This window comes from Planococcus sp. 1R117A (assembly GCF_051417975.1).
Lineage (GTDB): Bacteria > Bacillota > Bacilli > Bacillales_A > Planococcaceae > Planococcus > Planococcus shenhongbingii.
The window spans coordinates 151,726-173,684 of the sequence record NZ_JBPRLO010000003.1; the positions used below are offsets into that span (position 1 = coordinate 151,726).

At 42.9% G+C, this 21,959-nt stretch carries 26 protein-coding genes; 2 read left to right on the plus strand and 24 right to left on the minus strand.

What is annotated here, in order from left to right; translation table 11 throughout:
• Position 1: 1 nt before the first annotated feature.
• The 16 genes from aroC to cmk form a co-directional block, all read right to left on the minus strand.
• Entirely contained in the window at positions 2 to 1,174 is a 1,173-nt protein-coding gene (gene aroC / locus ACSFXN_RS10520) for a chorismate synthase (protein ID WP_437150070.1), read from the minus strand.
• Between the two features lie 478 nt (positions 1,175 to 1,652).
• Positions 1,653 to 2,099 carry a nucleoside-diphosphate kinase gene (gene ndk, locus ACSFXN_RS10525; protein ID WP_300989466.1) on the minus strand — a complete coding sequence of 149 codons (447 nt, stop codon included), beginning with the start codon at positions 2,097 to 2,099 and terminating at the stop codon, positions 1,653 to 1,655.
• Positions 2,100 to 2,184: 85 nt separating this feature from the next.
• Positions 2,185 to 3,159, minus strand: coding sequence for a heptaprenyl diphosphate synthase component II (gene hepT / locus ACSFXN_RS10530; RefSeq protein ID WP_437150071.1), 975 nt, complete (start codon positions 3,157 to 3,159; stop codon positions 2,185 to 2,187).
• Between the two features lie 18 nt (positions 3,160 to 3,177).
• Positions 3,178 to 3,882 (minus strand): demethylmenaquinone methyltransferase, encoded by a 705-nt coding sequence (locus ACSFXN_RS10535; protein WP_437150072.1) that lies wholly within the window; start codon positions 3,880 to 3,882, stop codon positions 3,178 to 3,180.
• 5 nt (positions 3,883 to 3,887) lie between these two features.
• Complete coding sequence (locus tag ACSFXN_RS10540) at positions 3,888 to 4,667, minus strand: heptaprenyl diphosphate synthase component 1 (RefSeq protein WP_437150073.1); 780 nt, start codon at positions 4,665 to 4,667, stop codon at positions 3,888 to 3,890.
• Positions 4,668 to 4,744: 77 nt separating this feature from the next.
• Positions 4,745 to 4,966: a trp RNA-binding attenuation protein MtrB gene (gene mtrB, locus ACSFXN_RS10545; protein WP_437150074.1), complete on the minus strand. Its 222-nt coding sequence runs from the start codon at positions 4,964 to 4,966 to the stop codon at positions 4,745 to 4,747.
• A 28-nt stretch (positions 4,967 to 4,994) separates the two neighbouring features.
• Positions 4,995 to 5,579 carry a GTP cyclohydrolase I FolE gene (gene folE / locus ACSFXN_RS10550; RefSeq protein WP_301854619.1) on the minus strand — a complete coding sequence of 195 codons (585 nt, stop codon included), beginning with the start codon at positions 5,577 to 5,579 and terminating at the stop codon, positions 4,995 to 4,997.
• A 237-nt stretch (positions 5,580 to 5,816) separates the two neighbouring features.
• A complete protein-coding gene (locus ACSFXN_RS10555; RefSeq protein ID WP_036801889.1) occupies positions 5,817 to 6,089 on the minus strand; it encodes an HU family DNA-binding protein in 273 nt (90 codons plus the stop codon).
• Between the two features lie 174 nt (positions 6,090 to 6,263).
• Positions 6,264 to 6,974, minus strand: a complete 711-nt coding sequence (locus ACSFXN_RS10560; protein ID WP_437150075.1) for a hypothetical protein — start codon at positions 6,972 to 6,974, stop codon at positions 6,264 to 6,266.
• 10 nt (positions 6,975 to 6,984) lie between these two features.
• Entirely contained in the window at positions 6,985 to 7,188 is a 204-nt protein-coding gene (locus ACSFXN_RS10565) for a DUF2768 domain-containing protein (protein ID WP_300989473.1), read from the minus strand.
• 87 nt (positions 7,189 to 7,275) lie between these two features.
• Complete coding sequence (locus tag ACSFXN_RS10570; protein ID WP_437150076.1) at positions 7,276 to 8,295, minus strand: NAD(P)H-dependent glycerol-3-phosphate dehydrogenase; 1,020 nt, start codon at positions 8,293 to 8,295, stop codon at positions 7,276 to 7,278.
• A 21-nt stretch (positions 8,296 to 8,316) separates the two neighbouring features.
• Positions 8,317 to 9,627, minus strand: coding sequence for a ribosome biogenesis GTPase Der (der, locus tag ACSFXN_RS10575; protein WP_437150077.1), 1,311 nt, complete (start codon positions 9,625 to 9,627; stop codon positions 8,317 to 8,319).
• Between the two features lie 93 nt (positions 9,628 to 9,720).
• Positions 9,721 to 10,755 carry a type 2 isopentenyl-diphosphate Delta-isomerase gene (gene fni, locus ACSFXN_RS10580; RefSeq protein ID WP_437150078.1) on the minus strand — a complete coding sequence of 345 codons (1,035 nt, stop codon included), beginning with the start codon at positions 10,753 to 10,755 and terminating at the stop codon, positions 9,721 to 9,723.
• A 22-nt stretch (positions 10,756 to 10,777) separates the two neighbouring features.
• Complete coding sequence (gene rpsA / locus ACSFXN_RS10585) at positions 10,778 to 11,923, minus strand: 30S ribosomal protein S1 (protein ID WP_300989477.1); 1,146 nt, start codon at positions 11,921 to 11,923, stop codon at positions 10,778 to 10,780.
• Between the two features lie 68 nt (positions 11,924 to 11,991).
• Entirely contained in the window at positions 11,992 to 12,582 is a 591-nt protein-coding gene (locus ACSFXN_RS10590; protein ID WP_437150080.1) for a lysophospholipid acyltransferase family protein, read from the minus strand.
• A gap of 1 nt (position 12,583) precedes the next feature.
• Entirely contained in the window at positions 12,584 to 13,258 is a 675-nt protein-coding gene (gene cmk / locus ACSFXN_RS10595) for a (d)CMP kinase (RefSeq protein WP_437150081.1), read from the minus strand.
• A gap of 80 nt (positions 13,259 to 13,338) precedes the next feature.
• Between cmk and ACSFXN_RS10600 the strand changes: the two genes are divergently transcribed.
• On the plus strand, positions 13,339 to 13,752 hold the full coding sequence (locus tag ACSFXN_RS10600) for a hypothetical protein (RefSeq protein WP_437150083.1): 414 nt from the start codon (positions 13,339 to 13,341) through the stop codon (positions 13,750 to 13,752).
• Here the strand turns inward: ACSFXN_RS10600 and prsW are convergent.
• From prsW to ACSFXN_RS10640, 8 genes are all read right to left on the minus strand, one after another.
• On the minus strand, positions 13,725 to 14,405 hold the full coding sequence (gene prsW, locus ACSFXN_RS10605; protein WP_437150084.1) for a glutamic-type intramembrane protease PrsW: 681 nt from the start codon (positions 14,403 to 14,405) through the stop codon (positions 13,725 to 13,727). The two genes, ACSFXN_RS10600 and prsW, sit on opposite strands and share 28 nt — an antisense overlap.
• Positions 14,406 to 14,487: 82 nt before the next feature.
• On the minus strand, positions 14,488 to 15,456 hold the full coding sequence (locus tag ACSFXN_RS10610; protein WP_437150085.1) for an asparaginase: 969 nt from the start codon (positions 15,454 to 15,456) through the stop codon (positions 14,488 to 14,490).
• A gap of 90 nt (positions 15,457 to 15,546) precedes the next feature.
• Entirely contained in the window at positions 15,547 to 16,515 is a 969-nt protein-coding gene (locus ACSFXN_RS10615) for a YpdA family putative bacillithiol disulfide reductase (RefSeq protein WP_437150086.1), read from the minus strand.
• A 199-nt stretch (positions 16,516 to 16,714) separates the two neighbouring features.
• Complete coding sequence (locus ACSFXN_RS10620; protein ID WP_437150087.1) at positions 16,715 to 17,461, minus strand: metallophosphoesterase; 747 nt, start codon at positions 17,459 to 17,461, stop codon at positions 16,715 to 16,717.
• 78 nt (positions 17,462 to 17,539) lie between these two features.
• The gene (locus ACSFXN_RS10625; protein ID WP_437150088.1) at positions 17,540 to 18,169 is read right to left on the minus strand and encodes a CBS domain-containing protein; all 630 of its coding nucleotides are present in this window, start codon (positions 18,167 to 18,169) and stop codon (positions 17,540 to 17,542) included.
• 67 nt (positions 18,170 to 18,236) lie between these two features.
• Positions 18,237 to 19,043, minus strand: coding sequence for a LysM peptidoglycan-binding domain-containing protein (locus ACSFXN_RS10630; RefSeq protein WP_437150089.1), 807 nt, complete (start codon positions 19,041 to 19,043; stop codon positions 18,237 to 18,239).
• A gap of 79 nt (positions 19,044 to 19,122) precedes the next feature.
• The gene (locus ACSFXN_RS10635; protein WP_437150091.1) at positions 19,123 to 20,550 is read right to left on the minus strand and encodes a RecQ family ATP-dependent DNA helicase; all 1,428 of its coding nucleotides are present in this window, start codon (positions 20,548 to 20,550) and stop codon (positions 19,123 to 19,125) included.
• Positions 20,547 to 21,572: a helix-turn-helix domain-containing protein gene (locus tag ACSFXN_RS10640; RefSeq protein ID WP_437150093.1), complete on the minus strand. Its 1,026-nt coding sequence runs from the start codon at positions 21,570 to 21,572 to the stop codon at positions 20,547 to 20,549. The genes ACSFXN_RS10635 and ACSFXN_RS10640 overlap by 4 nt, the downstream gene beginning before the upstream one ends.
• Before the next feature lie 107 nt (positions 21,573 to 21,679).
• Between ACSFXN_RS10640 and ACSFXN_RS10645 the strand changes: the two genes are divergently transcribed.
• On the plus strand, positions 21,680 to 21,931 hold the full coding sequence (locus ACSFXN_RS10645; RefSeq protein ID WP_036801855.1) for a ferredoxin: 252 nt from the start codon (positions 21,680 to 21,682) through the stop codon (positions 21,929 to 21,931).
• Positions 21,932 to 21,959: the final 28 nt, after the last annotated feature.

Consider the following 21,959-nt stretch of genomic DNA (forward strand, 5'->3'; position numbering starts at 1 on the left):
TTTAGAACTCCTTCGTATAATTTAAGTAATTCTGTAAATTTTCTTTCAAGCGAGGCATTTGATCCGCATCAAATTGCTCAATCAATGCATTGGCTACTTCCCAGGCTATTACATGTTCTGCAACGATGGAAGCCGCCGGAACCGCACAGCTGTCCGAACGCTCGATGCTCGCTTGGAAAGGTTCTTTCGAATCAATATCGACACTCTGAAGCGGTTTGTAAAGCGTCGGAATCGGTTTCATGACTCCTCGTACAATAATCGGCATGCCCGTTGTCATTCCGCCTTCAAATCCACCCAAGTTATTTGTTTTGCGGGTATAGCCTAAGCCTTCCGTCCACTGGATTTCATCATGTACTTCGCTGCCTGGTTTTCTGGCCATTTCAAAGCCAATTCCGAACTCCACGCCTTTAAATGCATTGATGCTCATCATTGCAGCAGCGATTTTCGAATCCAGTTTGCGGTCATAATGGACATAGCTGCCAATTCCTGCTGGCATGCCTTCTACTATTACTTCAACCGTCCCGCCAATCGAATCGCCATTTTTCTTCGTTTCATCGATTAAGTCGGTCATTTGTTTGGTTACTGACGGATCTGCACAGTATACGGCATCGTTTTCGACAATCTCCCGGATTTCAGCTGCAGTTTTTCCTTGGTAACTTTCAGGATTCACTTTAATGCCGCCAATTTCCGTTACATGGGCTACAATTTCCACGCCCATCTGAGACAGCAATTGTTTAGCAACTGCTCCGACAGCGACACGTACAGTCGTTTCCCGCGCAGAAGAGCGCTCTAGCACATTGCGAAGGTCGCGGTGCCCATACTTCATGCCGCCATTCAAATCGGCATGGCCTGGACGCGGACGTGTAATCTGGCGTTTCACTTCATCCGTATCTTCAATCGGCTCAATGCCCATAATATTCGTCCAATGTTTCCAATCGTCATTTTTGACTACTAGAGCTACCGGCGAGCCAAGTGTTTTGCCGTGGCGCACGCCTGATACTATTTCAACCGTATCTTTCTCAATCTGCATTCTCCGGCCGCGTCCATGTCCGCCTTGCCGTCTTTTCAATTCCTTGTTAATCATTTCTGCAGTCAGCGGCATTTGTGCCGGTAACCCCTCGATGATGGCGGTCAACTGTGGACCGTGTGATTCTCCTGCTGTTAAATAACGCATGACACTTTCTCCCTTCAACGCACTAAAGTATTTATGTATCACTATAACATATAGTATTTCATCAATTCTATCTTAAATTCAGATAAAGTGAAACTTCAATCTATTGGGAAATTTAATCTTTACAATTCCTTCAATGACATTAAACTATTTAAAAACAATTATTGTGAAATAAAAAAACTGCCCAAATGGAATGGACAGTTTGCTGAAGTTAAAAAATGATTATTAAGCGTTGAAGAAATCACCCCAACTCTTTTTCATTACTTGAAGTCAACTCAGTGATCGAGAAACAGCCAAATACTTTCCGCGAGAGGATAGAGATACTGTCCAGGCTAATCCTTTCGGAACTTTTCCTTGCCTCACCACTGGCTTTCCTGTCGAACAGAATTCGCATTTCTTTTTACCTTTCACTTACCCACAACTTTTTATTATGGATTTTAGGCAAAATAAAAAAAGCAGCGAAGCTGCTTTTTTACCTGGATTAGTTTACCCAGTTGTTCATTGTTTTTTCGTATGATACCAATTCTTCTTCTTTGAAGAACAAGCCGATTTCGCGTTCAGCGCTTTCAGCTGAATCCGAACCGTGGATCATGTTTTTGCCGACAGTAACTGCGAAGTCGCCGCGGATTGTTCCTGGAGCTGCATCTTTAGGGTTAGTAGCGCCCATCATTTGACGTGCAGTCAAAATAACGTTTTCGCCTTCCCAAACCATTGCAAATACAGGACCTGAAGTGATGAATTCAACCAATTCACCGAAGAAAGGACGTTCTTTATGTTCGCCGTAATGCTGCTCAGCCAATTCAGCTGGAATCTGCATCAATTTAGCCCCAACCAAGTGATAACCTTTTTTCTCAAAACGTGCTACGATTTCACCGATTACATTGCGCTGTACGCCATCCGGCTTAACCATCAAGAAAGTTTTTTCCATTATGAACACTCCTCTATTTAAAGCTCGGGCTTTTTGCCCACCTTAAAAAATACTATCAGTTTGATGCTATTTGTCAACTATCTGGCTAAAACTTTCTCTTTCCAATAAAAAAGGCGATTTTTCGCATTGTTTTATTGGCAGGGCTTTTAGGCAAATAATCCAGTTCCTGCAGCGCTTTTTTCAAATACCGTTCACTGATGGCTTTCGCTTCACTGATTCCCGGACTGTTGCGGATGGTTTTAACAACTAATAGCCGCTCCTTGTCCGTCAACTCTTTTTGAAGGCTGTTTTTCAATAAACTGTATACTTCCGGATTGCGGCGTGCACATAACACCGGCAACGTGATATTGCCTTGAATAAAATCGCTCCCTGCCGGTTTTCCAAGCTCTTCGTCTGTTGAAGTAAAGTCCAAAATATCATCGATGATCTGGAAAGACATGCCGATGAAATAACCGAACCTGCGCAAATGGGCGGCGGTTTTTTCATCTGTCCCTGATACTAATGCCCCTAATTCACAGCTCGACGAAATAAGCAAAGCCGTTTTGCGTTTAATGCGCCGCAAATAATCCCGTAAATTTTGATCCAGTTTATATTTATCTTCAATTTGAATGATTTCGCCGCGGCATACTTCAATCATCGTCTTAGATAAGATATGGTGAAGTTTTGGAGAATCGATGTCAGTGATATACTCCAATGCCCGGGCTAATATAAAATCACCCGTATACATGGCAACACTATTATTCCATTCCGCCTTGACCGTCGGTTTGCCTCTACGGATATCCGAGTCGTCTATGACATCGTCATGCACAAGGGACGCCATATGAATCAGCTCTAACGGGACGGCAACTTGTTTCATCACATCGATATTGTAATTTCCGAATTTGCCCGCAAGCAAAACAAAAACAGGTCGGATTCGTTTCCCTCCGGCCTGCAATAAGTGAAGAGAAGCATCGTTTAATAGGTGAGATTTGGAATCCACTGCCTGTTCTAATTCTTTTTCAATCATATCTAATTCCGGTTTAAGATCGGAATAGAGCAATTTCAACTTCACCTTTTCCACTTAAAAAACCTTCTCCCGCTATTTTACTTTTTTAATGCCTAAATGCAGTGCAGCTGCACCACCAGTGTAAGGTTTGTATTTCACTTTTTCAAATCCGACCTGAACAAAAAGTTTGGCCAGCTGTTTCATACCCGGAAAGCCTTTAGCCGATTCTTGCAGCCATGAATATTCCTTATAGCTTTTCGCAAACAACTTGCCGAATACCGGCATGATGAAACGGAAATAGAACCGGAAAAACGGCTTGAATAGCAAATTATTCGGCTGTGATGTTTCAAGGCACGCAATCATCCCGCCGGGCTTAAGAACCCTGTGCATTTCTGACAGCACCTGCTGGTAATCCGGTACATTGCGAAGACCAAATCCAATTGTCGCAAAATCAAATGAATTGTCCGGAAACGGCAATGCCATTGCATTTCCCTGAACCAGTTTTACCTGAGGCATATGTTTGGTTTTCTCGATTCCAACATTCAACATGTTCTGGCTGAAATCCAATCCGACCACTTTGCCTGTCTCACCTGTTGCTTGGGCTAAAGCGATCGTCCAATCTGCCGTGCCGCAGCATACATCAATTGCAGCAGCCCCTTTAGGCACCTGCATTTTGTCCATGGTGTCTTTACGCCATTTACTGTGCTGCTGAAAACTGATGACAGAATTCATTTGATCGTAATTGTCCGATATTTTTTCAAAAACTTCATGTACACGCTGTTCTTTCGTTTTTTGCATCTCAGTCATCCTTCTCGGGTTAGCTGCTCAGCTCTATGCTGGTGCGGGGTTATTTGATGGAGCATAAAGCTCTTGAGTTCATAGTTGAAATTATAAGAATTGATGGTCAGCGAAATATCTTCATGCAATAAATCCAACTTCTCCAGTAGCCAACGCTCTGTATGCAACGGGTGCTGGAGAGTCTGGTTTAACAAACGCAGAATTCGAGTCTGGCTGTTGTTTTGCAGGCATTCAAGCTCTTCCACATATCGGATATAGCGAAGCATCAAAGTAGCCAGCGGTGCATATTTCTCAAATCCATAAAATTTATAAAATGTCATTAATAATTCCGTTTCAATCACCTGGACTAAGCCATCGATTTCTTCAACTGAACGGACTAGCCCATCGTAAAAAGAAGCTTTGTTTTCGCTCACTTTTATGATTGACGTCGCCAAACGCTGAATCATCGTTATATTGTTTAAATTGGCCAGCATCTGATAATAGATGCCGCTGTAAAAATCACCAGCCAGGACAGTTAACTGCTGTTTTTTTGTTATGACTAGCGCATTTTCCTTCACTTCATCATGGGCATGCAGAGCAGCATAAACGATTGAAACTGTTTTTGCTGAAGCCTCTATTTCGCCTGACCAATGATTTTCGTCAAAAAAAGGCAGCAACAAAAAAAACAAACGTGCCCGTTCAACTGATGGACCTTCCGTGAAATTCTCTAGCGTCCGCTGTTTTACAGCTTTTAAGACATCGAGTTCCATAGAAGTGATTTTTGAATGTATTAGTTGTTCATTCATACTGCTTGCTCCATTCATGATTTAGCCATATTACCCTAGTATATCATAAGCAAAGGCTTGCCTTCATCCAATAACGCCTATTTTTTCGCTTCGCTTTCTACCAGGCCATGGGCTGTTTGAATTTCCGCTTTGCCGCGAATTTTCATCGCTGACGTGTGTTCTGTGAATTGGGCAATCATTACTTCACCGGTATCCAATTTTTCGGTATGGTGAAATTTAGTGTCATTGCCACGAGTTAAACCGATGACGTTTACGCCGTCTTCTAATGCGCGAATCACAATGTATTCTAGTTGAGCCATTTTTTCACCCGCTTCTTTGAAAGTTCAATTAGTTCATATTTATATAAGTGATAATTTCCGATCGTTTGATATCATCTTTTTCAAGTATGCCTCTTGAGACTGCAGTCACTGTTTTAGCGCCTGGCTTTTTGATGCCTCTCATCGTCATGCACATATGTTCCGCTTCAACCATTACGTATACGCCGTGCGGGTTTAAAGTTTCCATCAGTGAATCAGCAATGGTGGAAGTGATCCGTTCCTGCAGTTGAGGGCGCTTCGCCACTGTTTCTACTGCGCGTGCCAGTTTGCTTAATCCGGTCACGACTCCATCTCGGGGAATGTAAGCAATATGGGCTTTGCCAAAAAACGGAACAAGGTGATGCTCACAAGTCGAGTAAAAAGGTATATCTTTTACAAGAACCAATTCCTCATGTCCTTCGTGGAAAACCGTACTGAAATATTCTCTTGGATCTTCTTTTAATCCAGAAAATATTTCTGCATACATTTTGGCGACACGTTTCGGTGTATCCAGCAATCCTTCTCTGTTCGGGTTTTCTCCTACAGCTTCAAGAATCATGGTAACCGCTTTTTCTATTTTATCTAAATCTACTTTTTTCGAATCTATATCTATCACGTTGTTTCCTCCTGTAAAAGACAAATCGGATTTCCCTCCGTTTTAACGGCCCGTAAGATTCCCTGCTGAGAGAAGTTAATCTTTATACGACTGCAGCAACCGTTTAGGTTTCTCTTGTTTTTTCTCACATGAATCGTAGCATATAGCCACGTTATACGCAAAACTGTTAGCTCAAAAAAAGAATGGCTTTTACGTGAACAAGTCACGAAAAAGCCATTCTATGTACTGCACTGAAAATTATTTCACTGCGTCTTTAAGCGCTTTACCTGGCTTAAATGCAGGAACTTTGCTTGCAGCGATCTCGATTTCAGCACCAGTCTGCGGGTTACGACCTTTGCGTGCTGCGCGTTCGCGTACTTCAAAGTTACCAAATCCGATTAATTGTACTTTGTCACCTTGAGTTAGAGCGTTTTGAATCGCCTCAAATGCAGCGTCAACTGCTTTTGCAGCGTCTTTACGAGAAAGTTCAGCTGCTTCAGCAACAGAGTTCACTAATTCTGTCTTGTTCATGCTATTCACCTCCTCTCAAAGGGGATGCAATCCTTCAATCCTGTAAAAAGAGTATCATATCGAAAATCGCATAGCAACAGGTAATAGAGCGGTTTTGCAATAAAAAAAGCAAATAATGGAGTATTCTTCCTAAATATTTACATTTAATGCGAAAACCGCTCTAATACTGCGATTTTAATCAACTTTAAAGACAGGTTCATTTTTTTCATTCACGGTGTAAGGAAGTGAATAAGCCGGAACGACCGGGCTGTTTTCATACAATAAAAACCTGATGTCTTGGCCGGGTTCCAATGTCCCCTCATATTCCTGGAGAACAGTATACAAATCCATTGAATAATCTACAAACACATCGCCTTTGCCATTCACAACAAGCGGAAGATTTCTGCCGCTATATGGACTGACCGCTGTTTGTTCTTCGCTGAATCCCATCGCTTCATAATTCAGTTTATAAACGTTATCTGCAATAATTTCAGAAATCGGAGCTTGTCCGCCATTCGCGCTTTTCCGTACGTTAATCGTGCGGATCGCTTCTGTAAGGCGCAAATCCACCAATTTAACTGTTGGGTTTTCCTCAACATCCATCAGGACATATTGATAAACTCCACCAGATTCATATGCATTCGGAGGTATTTCCGCAAGATAAGTCGGGGCGATTTTTGAAAAATCAATTGGATATTTAATGTATTGATCCACGTCCATATCTCTGGTTTTGATCGGCAATAACCCGCCACTTGCTCCACGGTACTGGTTAACAGCATTCTGAACAGAAATTAGTTGATCTTCATAAGGAATTTGGTTTTCTGCCCGTTCACTTTCCGGATACATGCATCCCGCCAAAAGCATCATACTGAGCATCATAATAATTGCTAATAATCCTTTTTTCATTTTCATCACCTCAAGCGCCGCCGGTTGGGCCGCTAAGTACTATGAATACCATGATAAAGAATCCGAGTATCAGCAGAATATAAGCCACTAAAGCAAAAAGGAATTTCAAGATGCCGTTTTTTAATTTGTATCTGCTTAAATAAATCATTCCCATCGAAATGATCAAAAAAGCTATACCCGCAAAGGAGACCCACATCTTATCTAAAGAACTCATAACTGACCGCCTTTCGTTCTATTTCACCCCGTATTATAACATAAAGAAAGAAGAGGCCGCGGAGCTGAACCTCTTCTTTTGTGACAATTAAAGTAAGTTGATAAGGTCTTCCATTTCGTTTTTCTTCATACGCCCCATAAGGATGTCAACCGCTTCCGTAGTTGATACACCTTCAAATAAAACGGCATACAAAGCTGCCGTGATCGGCATAGGGACATCGTATTTTTTTGACAATTGATAAGCAGCTTTTGTAGTACGGATGCCTTCGACAACCATCCCCATTTCTTCAAGCACTTCATCAATGGTCTTGCCTTTTCCTAGCATATTGCCGGCACGCCAGTTTCGAGAATGGACACTGGTGCATGTGACAATCAAATCTCCAACGCCTGAGAGGCCGGAGAACGTCAAAGGCGTAGCCCCCATCTTGACACCCAGCCGCGCGATTTCAGCAAGCCCTCGGGTCATCAGAGCGGCTTTGGCATTATCTCCATAGCCAAGGCCGTCAGTTATGCCAACAGCTAGCGCAATAATGTTTTTCAAAGCTCCGCCGATTTCTACCCCGATTACATCTGTATTCGTGTAGACGCGGAAATAATGATTCATGAACAGATCCTGGACCCGCTCAGCAGAAGCCGTATTCTCACAGGCTGCCGTCACAGTAGTCGGATGTTCAATTACCACTTCTTCTGCATGGCTTGGCCCCGATAACACCACTACATCTTCTATCCATTGCTCCGGAATTTCTTCGCGGATCATTTCACTGATCCGTTTCAGCGAATCCGGTTCAATGCCTTTGGAGACATGGATGAATAATGCTTTTTTCGTCAAATTTTCTTTAATTTGTGCACAGACTTCCCTAATTGCCTTTGTCGGAACTGCTAACACAAATATTTCTGAATGATTGACGGTTTGCGGCAAGTCGTTTGTAGCCTTCAGGTTTTCCGGCAATTGGATGCCTTTTAAGTATCGATTGTTTGTATGGCTGTTGATTTCCTCAGCCTGTTCTAAACGATGGGTCCAAAGCAAAAGGTCATGGCCATTTTGAGTCAACACATAACTCAAAGCAGTCCCCCAGCTTCCAGCCCCAAAAACAGATACTTTTTCCATTTTCAATCCCACCTTTTCCAATTATGTCCGGGCGCGAGTAATCAGCCGGAGCGGTGTTCCTTCAAAGTCAAAGCTTTCACGGATCCGATTTTGTAAAAATCGTTCATAACTAAAGTGCATAAGCTCAGGTTCATTGACAAACACCACAAAAGTTGGGGGCTGTATAGCCACTTGCGTTGCGTAGTAAACGCGCAGTCTGCGGCCTTTATCCGTTGGAGCAGGATTCATCGCCACTGCATCTTCAATAACCTCGTTCAAAATACTCGATTGGATCCGTCTCGAATGGTTGTCATTTACCCGGTTGACGATTTCCAGAATATTATGGACGCGTTTTCCGCTTATTGCTGATACAAACATAATTGGCGCATAGTCCAAGAATAAGAAATGCTCGCGGATTTTTCTCGTCATGACGTTCATGGTTTTTTCGTCTTTTTCAATTGCATCCCATTTATTCACAACGATGATGACACCTTTTCCTGCTTCATGTGCATATCCAGCGATTTTCTTGTCTTGTTCTTGAATGCCTTCTTCGGCATTCAAAACAACCAGCACAACGTCTGAGCGTTCAATTGCCCGAAGTGCACGAAGCACGCTGTATTTTTCAGTAGTCTCATAGACTTTCCCTTTTTTGCGCATTCCTGCTGTATCGATAATGACATAAGGCTGTCCGTCGTACTCATACTCCGTATCGATTGCATCTCGGGTGGTTCCAGCAAGATCGCTGACGATTACGCGTTCTTCCCCTAAAAATGAGTTGACAAGTGATGATTTCCCGACGTTCGGGCGGCCAATCAATGAGAATTTAATGACGTCATCTGGATATTCTTCCCCGTCTTCTTGCGGGAAATTCTTTGCAACTTCATCAAGAAGATCTCCTAAACCCAGTCCGTGGGAGCCAGAAATCGGGAAAGGCTCTCCCATTCCTAATGTGTAAAAATCATAAATCATATGGCGCATATCAGGGTTATCGATTTTATTGACTGCTAAAATGACCGGCTTTTTAGTGCGGTATAAAATTTTAGCTACTTGTTCGTCTTGAGCTGTGACTCCGTCACGCCCGTTAACGAGAAAGATAATGACATCCGCTTCGTCCATTGCGATTTCCGCTTGCTGGCGGATTTGTTCTAGAAACGGCTCGTCTCTTAAATCGATGCCGCCTGTATCGATGATATTGAATTCATGCGTCAGCCAATCTGCCGAACTATAGATGCGGTCACGTGTAACTCCTGGAATATCTTCCACGATGGATACACGCTCTCCGACCACGCGATTAAAAATCGTGGACTTCCCAACATTCGGCCGGCCAACAATTGCTACTACCGGTTTTGACATAATTACTTCATCCTTCCACTTCTAATATCCCTATTATACACGAAAAAGGTGATGGCATCTTGTAAATGTCCATCACCTTAAAAGGTGTAATATTCAGTTTTTCTTTCGATTGGCAAAAGCCGCCGGGTCATAACCCCTAAGCAATAGATAATGATAAAGCTCTCCTGAAATAATGAGCGGGCAATCTTCTAAATCGGCGATATCTTTGGCGCCCAACGCCGTCATCATCATCCCTAAATCCTCTTTCAGAGTTTCAATATCTGTTATCAACTGCTTTTCACCGTGCTCGATTGCGGTTTTTAAAAAGGAGCCAGCCAACCCCGCCGCATTTGCTCCAAGCGCGAAAGCCTTTATCATGTCCAAGGCATTTTGAATGCCGCCTGACGCCAGCACGGTTTGAGGAAAGGCTTTTTTTACTTCGATTATCGCTGCTGCTGTTGGAACTCCCCATTCTTGAAAATAAGACAGCTTGCGCGCCCGCCGCTCATTTTCAATGGCTGCAAAGTTCGTGCCGCCATAACCGCTAACATCGATGGCAGCGATTTTAGTTGAAGCCAGTTTCTCCGCTGCTTCACGGGAAATTCCGAAGCCCGTTTCTTTAACGATTACAGGAACCTTCACCTTTTCCGCTATTTCTTCAATCCGTTCCAAAGCGCCTTTGAAATCGCGGTCACCTTCAGGCATCGTCAGTTCCTGAATGACATTCAAATGTATTTGAAGAGCGTTGGCTTCGATCATTTCGATCGCTTCTTCAGCTTGTTTTAAATTTGCTTCACTGCCTAGATTGCCGATAATGAAACCTTCCGGATTCACTTTGCGGACAATTTGATAAGACGCCCTTTCTTCAGGGTCTCTTAACGCTGCCATCTGAGAGCCGACTGCCATCGCAATTCCGGTCTCTTTTGCTGCATATGCCAGGAGCGCATTCAGCTTTTCAGTCTGCCTACCGCCTCCGCCTGTCATGGCATTAATAAAAACAGGTGATTTCAATTTCAAATCACCTGTCTCGGTATAAATGCGAATATCTTCTACACCAAGGTTCGGCAATGCTTGATGGACGAAACGAATATCGTCAAAAAACGTGCCGGCGCTTTGGCCTGTTGATAAGGCAAATTGAATATGGTCCATCTTCCGATCAGCTCTTGACATCTTATTCGGATTTAAATCCTTTTAATTTATCGCCAATAACATCACTGATTGAAAAACCACTGGATTCTTCCGGCATTTCATAATTGGAATAATCATGTTCTTTCTCTTTTTCCTGAAGTTCTTTAATGCTGAGTGACAGGCGTTTATCAGCTTTATTTACTTCCAGTACTTTTACTTGGACTTCCTGGCCTTCAGATAGAACTTCATTCGGGGTCGCGATATGCTTGTGGGCGATTTGCGAAATATGAACAAGACCTTCAACTCCAGGCAATACTTCCACAAACGCACCGTAGCTTACGATCCGTTTAACTTTTCCAGTGTGGACAGAACCTTTTGGCGCTTTTTCTTCAATGGCATCCCACGGTCCAGGAAGTGTATCCTTGATCGACAAGGAAATCCGTTCGGAATCCCGGTCTACCGAAAGAACTTTTACCGTTACTTCTTGTCCTTCGGTTACGACATCGGATACTTTCTCTACATGCTCATGTGATAATTGGGAAATGTGAACAAGTCCATCCACTCCGCCGATATCCACAAAAGCACCAAAAGAAGCAATGCGCTGTACTTTCCCTTTAAGCACATCCCCTTGGTGAATATGTTCCATCACTTCTACTTTTTGCGATTCTTTTTCCATTTCTACAACTGCCCGATGCGAAAGAATTAACCGATTGTTTTCTTTTTCCATCTCGACAATTTTAAAAGTCATAACTTTTCCTTTGTAGTCTTCGAAGGATTCAACGAAATAATCTTCTACTAATGAAGCCGGTACGAACCCACGGACGCCGAGATCGACCACAAGTCCGCCTTTTACGACATCTTTCACTTCAGATTCGATAATCTCGCCCGACTCAAACTTTTTCTCCAACTCGTCCCATGCCTGTTCGGCATCAACTTTCCGTTTGGATAATACAAAGTTTTCGTCTTCTACTTTAGTGATGATTAAATCTAGCTCATCACCAACCTGAACTGAATCTGATGCTTTCTCGATATGAAGGCTTGACAGCTCACTGATTGGAATAACCCCATCAAAAGGTGCCCCTTCAATAGTTACAGTTACTGCTTTTTCTTCTATATTAGTAACAATACCTTTTACGCGATCTCCTGTTTGGAAGTCACGGTTTTCCATCATGTTCATTTCCTCAGACATAAGTAGCCCTCCTTCACAAACTATCCACTTTCTATTTTATTCGAATTCTCTAATAAAAACAAAAATTATCACTTATTTTTGCTATATTCATCCAGAATATCTTGAATGCGGCTCATGATCATTTCTGTCACTTCTTCAGCAGATGCTTTTCTTTCTCGGAAAGGCGCCATTTGTATAGGCTCACCGTACACCACTCTTACTTTACGGAATGTTTTATAAGGTCCAATAATGGCACAAGGAACTACATCAGCATTGCCGCGAAGAGCAAAAAATCCGGCTCCGCTCAATCCTTTTTTTAAGACGCCATCCGTTGATCTTGTCCCTTCAGGGAACAAGCCGACGACTTCTCCGCTTTTCAGCACTTTCAATGCTGTTCTAAGCGCTTCCCGGTCACTCATTCCCCGTTTTACAGGAAATGCATTAACTTTTGGTAAAATCGGTCCTAGAATCGGCAACTTAAAAAGTTCTTCCTTTGCCATGAAATGCACCGTCCTTGGAGCAGTCATGCCCACAACCGGGGGATCAAGCGCATGAATATGGTTAGAGCAGAGCAGGACGCCTCCTTCTTTCGGAAAATTCTCAATGCCGATCACTTCGAAACGGTAAAGAGGCGTTAATGTCGTTTTTACAAGGGATTTTCCAATTGCATACAAATTCACCTTAACTCAACCTTTCTTCTGCCAGTCGCAATATTTCTGCTGCAGCTTCTCGAATCGTCAAAAAAGTCGTATCGAGATAAATCGCATCTTCCGCTTGGCGGAGCGGAGATACTTCCCGTTCACTGTCCATTTTATCCCGCTTCGCAATTTCCGCCTGCAATTCATCAATTGGCGTATGGATACTGCGCTTTTTATTTTCTTCAAATCGGCGGCGTGCCCGTTCTTCGACACTCGCAGACATGAACACTTTCAATTTCGCAGTCGGCAGAACATCGGTTCCGATGTCACGGCCATCCATGACCACGCCTCGTTCTTCAGCAAGCTGCTGCTGCAGTTTAACCATCTGTGTGCGCACGGATTCATGAGCCGCCATTTCAGAAACCGCTTTTGTCACATGCTGCGAGCGGATATCTTCCGTCACATCTTTATTATCAAGAAAAACCAGCTGTCCGTTTTCGGAAGGCTGCAAATCTATTTCTGTATCGGCCAGCAGTTTTCCTGCCTCTTCATTGCTGGACAGATCAATGCCTTCGTTTAATGCTTTAAGAGTGATGGCACGGTACATAGCACCCGTGTCGATATAAATATATCCTAATTGTTCTGCAACAATTTTTGCTATTGTGCTTTTCCCGGCAGCCGCAGGGCCATCAAGAGCAATCTGTATTGATTTCGTCAAAAAAGTCACCTCATCATATGTATTCAACATATTTTAACATAGAAAAGCGGAGCCGCCTATTCAGTCCCGACAGGCAAGAGATGGACCAAACAATTTTGGTCCATCTCTTTGCGACGAAGCACGAAGTGCTGCAGGAGCAGTGGGTTTTTAGACGATTTGGCGGAGCGGCAGGTTTTCAGCCGCATAGCCGAAGCGGCTTACGACCCGAGGGACTAGGCGGCAGAGCTGGACAACACAAGAAATGCGGAAATGGCCGTTCAGATTCGACAGGCATAAGACAGACCAGCGAAGTGGCGTTTTCTGCCACACAGCTGGGTTGGCTTATGACCCGAGAATCTGGCCATTGCAGCTGGACAACAAGAAATGCGGAAATAGCCGTTCAGACCCATCAAGATTCCTTTGAAATTTGGCCACAAAAAAAAGCCTTGGGCTACAAGACTTTTTACATTCAAGAGAGAATGCTGTGTTATGGATGTAAGGAAGTATTGTCATGATAATGCGTCAAAGACAACTGGTGCGCTTGTTTTACCTTCCTTAAACTAAACCACCATAGAAACAGCATAAATGGAATCACACTGTAGGACCATTTCGTATTTGTGTATAAAATTGAATTATAGGCCAAGTGGAGAACCAAGGAGCTGATCAATGCCATCGCCAGCAATTTTGGGCCATGTGGACCTTTGGTAAACTTCGCTTTGCCTAAATAATAACCTGTAACCACTCCAAATAACGCGTGGCTTGAGACTGGCAGAAAAGCTCTGATAAATGCAGTTTCCAAACCGAACTCAAGCAGATATAAGATATTTTCTACTGTAGCAAACCCTAATGACACGCTTGCTCCGTAAAGAATGCCATCATATGGATCTTCAAAATCAATATGCCGGTATACGGCAATAATTAAAACAAGCCATTTGAAAAATTCTTCAACTATACTCGGAAACAGCACATTCTGGCTGAAAGCATGGTTAAAGACTCCTTCAAATTCAAAAACATACTGAATGAACAAAATCGGGAAAGTCAGCACTGCCCCGTAAATGAAACATTGAAACAAAAGTTTTGAAGGTTCGTTAGCAAATTGGTCACGCAAATAAAAGTAACTGAACAACGCCAGACTTGGAGCAATCGCAACTGTCAGTAAAATTATCATATGCCTGCTCCTTTGCTTAAAGTCCCTTAATTATAACACGGCATACTGGTAAATATTATCAATTTATCAATTTCATAAATGCTTATTTATTGAAAGTGTTAATGCCTACTTTTTTTGCATTAGATAATACGATTGCCAGCTTGATCCGCGCTTTTTTACTGTCGTAATCGCTGCCCAGCAAAACGCCTTTCAACATCAGATCATGGGCACTGCCGGGGTAACTGTAGCTTGGATATGCTTTGCCTTCTTCTGCGCTAGTCGTCAAGACAATCGTGATGCCTTTTTGAATGGCCCGCTCAATCGCTTCAACCATATGAGGCGACACTTGCCCTCTACCCGCAGCTTCCAGAACGATTCCTGCCACATCAGTGTGCGCCAGCAAATCAATCATATGGCCATCTTGTCCGGAATAACATTTGATAATTTCCACTCTCGGCAAATCGCCTTTTACTTCGTGAACTTCATGGAATATCGGTTTTTGGTAAATGCTTACCACATCATTATCAATAATCCCTAAATATCCATGGCCGAATGAATCGAACCCTTGCAAATTGCTGCTATGCACTTTTTTCACATATTTCGCCGTATAAATCCGTTCATTGAAAACCACTACTGTGCCGACGCCTCTCAAATTATCATCAACCGACACATAAATGGAGTTCCGCAAATTTGAATAAACGTCTGTTCCTACATCATCAGGTGAACGCTGTGAACCTGTAACGACAATTGTGCGGTTGTCATCGATTGTTAAATCTAAAAAATAAGCGGTTTCTTCCAATGTATCCGTCCCATGGGTCACTACAATCCCATCCACTGTTTCATCTTCCATTTCTGCTTTGATGGCTTCCCGCAGCTTCAGCATCTTGTCGAAGCCGATATGCATGCTTGGCAACTGAAAAATATCGATGACTTTTACTTCTATTTCTTCAGGCAATTGGCATAGCGCCGCCAGTTCTCTTCCTGAAATGGCGCCTGATTTCAGCAATCCTTTCGAAACTTCCTTGCTCGCTATGGTTCCGCCGGTGGTAATCAAAGAAACTTTTTTATTCATGCAATACAACACCCTTTCTCCAACCTATTTTACACCATTGTACCGTGCTGCAAATATCTTTTTACGGGCAAGAAAAACAAAAAAGCGCACTTAGCGTACGCTTTCCTTTTCCGCAATGGCGGCAGCAATTTGTTCTCCATGAAAACGGCCGTTTTCAATAAAGATGGAGTTGGCATTATTTCCCGCAGCAATCACTCCGGCAACATACATATCATCTGTATCGGTTTCCATTGTCACTTCATTAAATATAGGGCAGCCTGTCAATTCGTCTATCGCAATGCCAATCTTTTTCAAAAAATCGTGGTCAGGATGATAGCCGATCATCGCAAATACGAAATCATTCGGAATCGTTTCTTTTGTATCATTGACAGTCAGTTCTACTTCCCGCTCCGTAATTTTATCGACAATAGAGTCGAACAGCATCGTAATTTCACCTTTTTTCACCAAGCTGTCAAACTCCGGCAAGATCCAAGGCTTGATGCTTTTGGAATAGCTTGTGCCGTGATAGGAAACTGTTACGCGGCTTCCGGCTTTATGCAATTCAAGCGCTGCATCTACTGCTGAGTTCTTGCCGCCGATAACAAGGATATCTTGGTCAAAATAAGGATGCCCTTCCTTGAAATAATGCATGACTTTCGGCAAATCAGCACCTTTTACTTCCAATTTATTCGGATTGTCGTAATAGCCGGTTGCCGCAATAACATATTTCGCATGATAGGTATTTTTGGACGTCCGGACAATAAACTTCTCTTCTTTTTCAACAGCCAAAACGGTTTCAAAAGAACGCACTTCGATTCCGCTTCTTTTCACTACTTCCCGGTAATAGACCAGCGCCTGGTTGCGCTTGGCTTTCCGGTCTTCTGTTATAAAAGGAATATCCCCTATCGACAATTTTTCACTGGAACTGAAAAAAGTCTGATGGGTCGGATAGTTATAAATGGCATTGACGATGTTTCCTTTTTCAATGACTACCGGCTGAAGGCCTATTTGCTTGATAGCGATGGCTGCTGCCAAACCGCAAGGTCCTCCCCCGATAATCAGAGCATCTACATTTTCCATACTTGAAACCTCTCCCACAATCAATATCTATTCCTTAAGAATAGAAGACTTCTTTCACCGTTGGCAACTAAAAGCACTTTGCTGTTTCCTGCACTTTAAAGAGACATGAAATACCTGTTTTTCCATTTAGAATTTCATTGGCCACAAAAACAATTTGTTGGACTGCCATTCAGCAGACAAAGGCCTTAATCGAAGTTTTTTATTTCGGATGTATGTCAAAAACATGATATTCCGCTTCCGCGCCTAAACGAAGCGGCAATTTGGTGGTGCCGTATCCGTTGCTTACCAACTCCACTTTCCCACCGCTCTCAGTTAATCTTCCTTTTTCCGCAATCCCGTATTTACCCAGACGTATCTGACCGCCATGCGTATGGCCGGCAAGCAGGAAATCGGCAGGGTATTTTTCTCTCACATATTTAAATACAGCAGGCGTATGGGATACAAAAATAACAGTGTCGTCTGATGCTACATCAGAAAAAGCAGTAATGATTGAATTTTTTCCATAGCTGAAATAATCAATGCCAACCAATTTCAAGTGCGGCTGCCCTAGAAGATTAACTCCTTCGTTTTCTAAAACTTTGACATTATACTCCTCAAACAGCTTGCGCACTGCCGCCTCGCCCACGCTTCGATCGTGATTTCCCCAAACAAAGTAAAGCGGGCCGAGTTTGCTGAGGATTTTCAGATTTTCTTCAACGCGGCTTAATGGCACACCTTTTTCTGTTAAATCCCCTCCTATGATGACAACATCTGCAGGATCTTCCAACAAACTTGAATTTAACTTTCTTCTGTGAATATCTGAAATAAACATTAACTTAAATGGTTCAAACCGATGTGCGGCATGCAATTGAACGCGTTGACTCTTCAAGTTTTGCTGAAAAGCGTTGCGCAACATAAAAAGAAGCAGCGCCAGAATTGCCAGACTGCCTTTATAAATCCATTTCATATAAAGTAATTCCCCTCAATCAAAATAAAGAGACAAAAGCAAAGAGCTGCTTGTGCCTCTTTAAAAGTAATTTTAATCTCAGTCTTCCGAGATATCCAAAACCCGGAATCCCGATTTTTCCAACTCTTTTAAAAAGCGGTCAACATTGTCTTTTTTCTTGATTTTCAAAACGATGCGCCGTACCACTTTATCCGTTTCATCAAATGTAACAAGCGAGACCACAGATTCTTTATACTTCTCTATTATATCACCAAGCCGTCCAATGCGCCCTTCTGATTCAACCGAAGTAAAGGTGATGCGCACACCTTCTTGCTGCATGCCAAAAGCGCTCTGCAATTGATTCATTACATCAAAACGTGTCACTATCCCCAAAAATTCGTTATCCTGTACAACTGCAAGAATCGGAAAATCATTCAACTCGACAATTGCTTTTTCAAAGACATCGTCGATATTCAGATAAACTTCCTGATTAACAACTACATCGCTAACTTTAGCTGTGCTGGTAAACTCGTCCTTCGTCTGGCCTGAATAGAAAAATGCCCGGTAAGCATGGAACCATGTGAAAATCCCTTTATATTCAGTGCCATCTACAACCGGCAAAGCGTCTATTGAATGGCGTTCCAGCAAGTCAAGACCCATTTGGATTGAATCATCCATTTTAACTGTAATGCATTTTTCTCTCTTTACCATCACACTTTTCACAAACATCCAGTTCACCTCTACTTTTTCCTCAGCTTTGTTGCTTTGTTGCGGCAATACTTTTATTGTTCCCTCTTTAAGGCAAAATTAACGTACTGCCAACACTTATTTCGTTAGAAGTTAAACCGTTTGCTTGTTTGATCTTTTCAACTCCTGCATTTGCTCCTGCTGCTCCGTAGGCATTAACGGCAATCCGGTATAGGGTTTCGCCTGATTGGACCACATGTGTCTTTTGTGATGATTTTGCTTTTTCTTTGGCTTCTTTCTCTTTTTCGGCTGCTTCTTGTTCTTGCTGTCTTTTTGCTTCTGCTTCTGCTTTAGCTCTAGCTTCTGCTTCTGCTTTGGCCTCTGCTTCTGCTTTGGCTTTGGCTTCCGCCTCTGCTTTGGCCGCTGCCTCTGCTTTGGCTTTGGCTTCTGCCTCTGCTTTGGCTTTAGCCTTTGCTTCTGCTTCCGCCTGTTCCTTTTCTTTAACAGCAGCTTCTTTTTTAGCTTGTTCTTTCTCGGCAGCCGCTTTTTGAGCTTTGGCTTCTTTAGCTTCTTTTTCCGCTAAAGCTTTCGGCTCTTCCTCTTTTTCTTCTTCTCCTTCGACGGGAACAAGAGGAGTTTCAGATGCCGGCGGTGTTGTTTCCAGGCTCACTTGATCATTTACTGTGCTGGTAATTAATGTGTCATTCGGCTCATACAGGAAATATACGTATATAAGAAGTGTCACAGGGATTAACATGAAAATGAAAAACAGCGTAGGCAGCAGCATGTTTTTGGTCTTTTTCGGTTTCTTATTAACCGCTTTGCGCTGTGCCCTTCTTGAAGGAGCAGCAATGCTTTGAACTGGAATTTCCTGTCGGCCTTTTTCAATGGCTTTACGATAATTTTGTTTACCCATAATCGACTACCCCTATCTTCTCTAATAACTCTATTATGCCGAAAATTTCCCATTTTGTAAATGAGATTTCCTAAAATTGTCATAAAGGCAATAGTGCATTCAGCCGATTTTCCCAATGCTGCAGCACAACTTTTTTGGGCTTAGAAGTCCGCTTGTCAAATACCGTGTAGTCGATGCCATCATTAAGGCAGCAGTTTTCAGGCTTTTGTGCTAATTGCTGGTCAAAACATTCAATAATATACTGTCTAATGCATCCAGATAAGTTGACCAATCTCCTCATTTTATCCACTTGCTTTATTTTTTCCTGCTGAAGAATTTCCATTTGAAGCAATGTCTCAGCGACCGTCAGTTGGCTAAGCCAGTATTCGATGACCCGCAACGCGGTTTCTCTGACTATACCTGCCGCAACCAGCTGTTCTGCGTTAGAAAGATTTGCTGCCACTTCCTGAATTTCATGCCTGGATGGTAATTCATCCATTACAAGGCTTAACATCAGCCCTTCGTCTCCTTCTGCGTAAAGCAGCGTTGCCAGGGCGGCCCGTCCGTCACGCCCGGCTCTCCCCACTTCCTGCACATACCCTTCTACAGAAGTGGGCAGTTGAAAATGGATAACATGGCGGATATTCGGTATATGAACGCCCATACCGAACGCATTAGTAGAGCAGACCCAATCCAATTCTCCATTTTGAAATTGCTGCTGGACAAATATCCGATCCTGGTGCTCCATGCCACCGTGATAATAAGAAGCCTGCAATCCAATCTCCATTAAAATTGCCGCCAGTTCCTGTGATTTTTTGCGTGTTCCCGCATAAATAATCCCCGGCCCTTCGCAATGCTGGACAAAAGAAGTCAGCCATTCCAATTTCTCCTGGGGCTTTTCAAATTTTTTAATATCATAAACAATATTTTTGCGATCCATCGGATGCGTGTAAATATATGGATGGCTAATTTCCAAATATGTCTTGATTTCATTGGTCACTTTTTCTGTTGCAGTGGCAGTCAGCGCCAGAATTTGCGGATGTCCCAAGTCCGGCAAAATTTCCGCGATCCGCAAATAATCCGGGCGGAAATCAAAGCCCCATTGCGAAATACAATGTGCTTCATCGGCTACCAGCAGCGAAACATGGATTTTTTTCAATTGCTTTTTAACAAAAGGCTGAACCAGCATTTCCGGGGAAATGAAAATAAACCGATAGCTGCCAAGTGTATTCCAGATTTTTTCCCTTTCCTGCGGTTTCAGAAAGGAATTGATTGCCACAACGGATTTTTCGCCCATTTTTTTCAATTGGGAAACTTGATCTTGCATTAACGACAATAGCGGAGAGACGATCAGCACACTTCCTGGCAAGAGATGGGCAGGCAACTGGTAACACATTGACTTCCCCATTCCTGTTGGCAACAAAGCGATGACATCTTCGCCTTTTACAATTTGTTCGATGACTTCTTTTTGGCCAGGGCGAAATGAAGTAAAGCCATAAGTCTTAAAAAGCAACTCCTCGAGATTCACAGCTGTTCCTCCTTTAAAGCCAATGCCAGACGAATTTGAAAATAACTGGCATCCGGCAATTCTTCTTTAATGTCCCTCAAACGTTTTGTTTTCCTGTTTTTGCTCACTGCGACTACCTTTTCATAAAGGCTTGGTGATAAAAAAGCCGTGTAATTGAAAAATGGGTCATTCATGGCAAGTTCCACAAAATGGTCTTCAATGGTGCTTGTCTTCAATTGGCGAACTGCGGCAATCTCTTCAAGCGAGAGGCCTTTTTCAAACAATTTCAAGGTTCTTTGCGTGGATTCTGTCAAGACTGACCTTTGTACAATGTTCTCAGTTAATCCGGAAAGCAAAGGGAAGTTTTCCATTTCAATCACATCGATCCAGGCATGCAGCGCTTCAACTGCCGCTAATTGGGCATCCAGAATATGCAGACCGTGTGCGGAAGCAATTTGCTCCCATGTCAGCCCACTCCATCCAAGACCGGTTAAACGCTGCATAACAATCATTTTTTGCTGGTCGCTAATACTGGCTATCTGCAAGCTATTGACAATCTCTGTTTTAAAAGCCCGGACTGTTGAAAGCTCCCGAAAATTGATTTTCTTCAAATATCTTTTGACCCACGATTGAAGGTCTTCTGCGTTATGTACAGGATCAAACCGGTTGATCTGTTGGCTTGTATACGATAAGGTTTGCACCACCAAAGACAGACGGTTTAAGAAAACCGCTTCATTGCCCCTGTATTTCCACCCATTAAGACGGGATACCGGAATATCCATAGCAAGTGCTTTTTCGGTCAAATCGATGACTTGGTCGTTCGGATTCAATAGCTGCTTACGGAAAAGGCGTTGGATCACTTCATCGTACAACTGTTTTTCCAGTTTCGGCATTACTGCAAAATACGGATAAAGGCCATAATATCCAATGTCCTGGATGGTCTGGCCGGATTTTTTCCCTTTGATCAAGTGAAACGGAGAAGAGATTGTCCGCTCCAAATTCACAGCTTTCATGATGGTAATTACAAGCTCTTCAAATAACAAGAGTGGACCCCCTAGCGTTTTTTGGTTGAAAAACAAGGCAAACACCTTTAGAATGAATACGGTAGTATAACTGAACTTGTTCGGAGATAAAGGAGAGGAAAATTATTATGGCTAAGTATACCATTGTCGATAAGGATACTTGTATCGCTTGCGGGGCTTGCGGTGCTGCAGCACCCGATGTTTATGATTATGACGACGAAGGAATTGCTTTTGTTATTTTAGATAATAACATGGGCACTGAGCAAGTTCCAGATGAACTGGAAGAAGACATGGAAGACGCTTTCGAAGGATGCCCGACTGATTCTATCAAAGTGGCAGATGCTCCTTTTGACGGAGATCCTCTTAAATATGAAGATTAAGTCTGGATATTAAAACAGGCGTTCACGA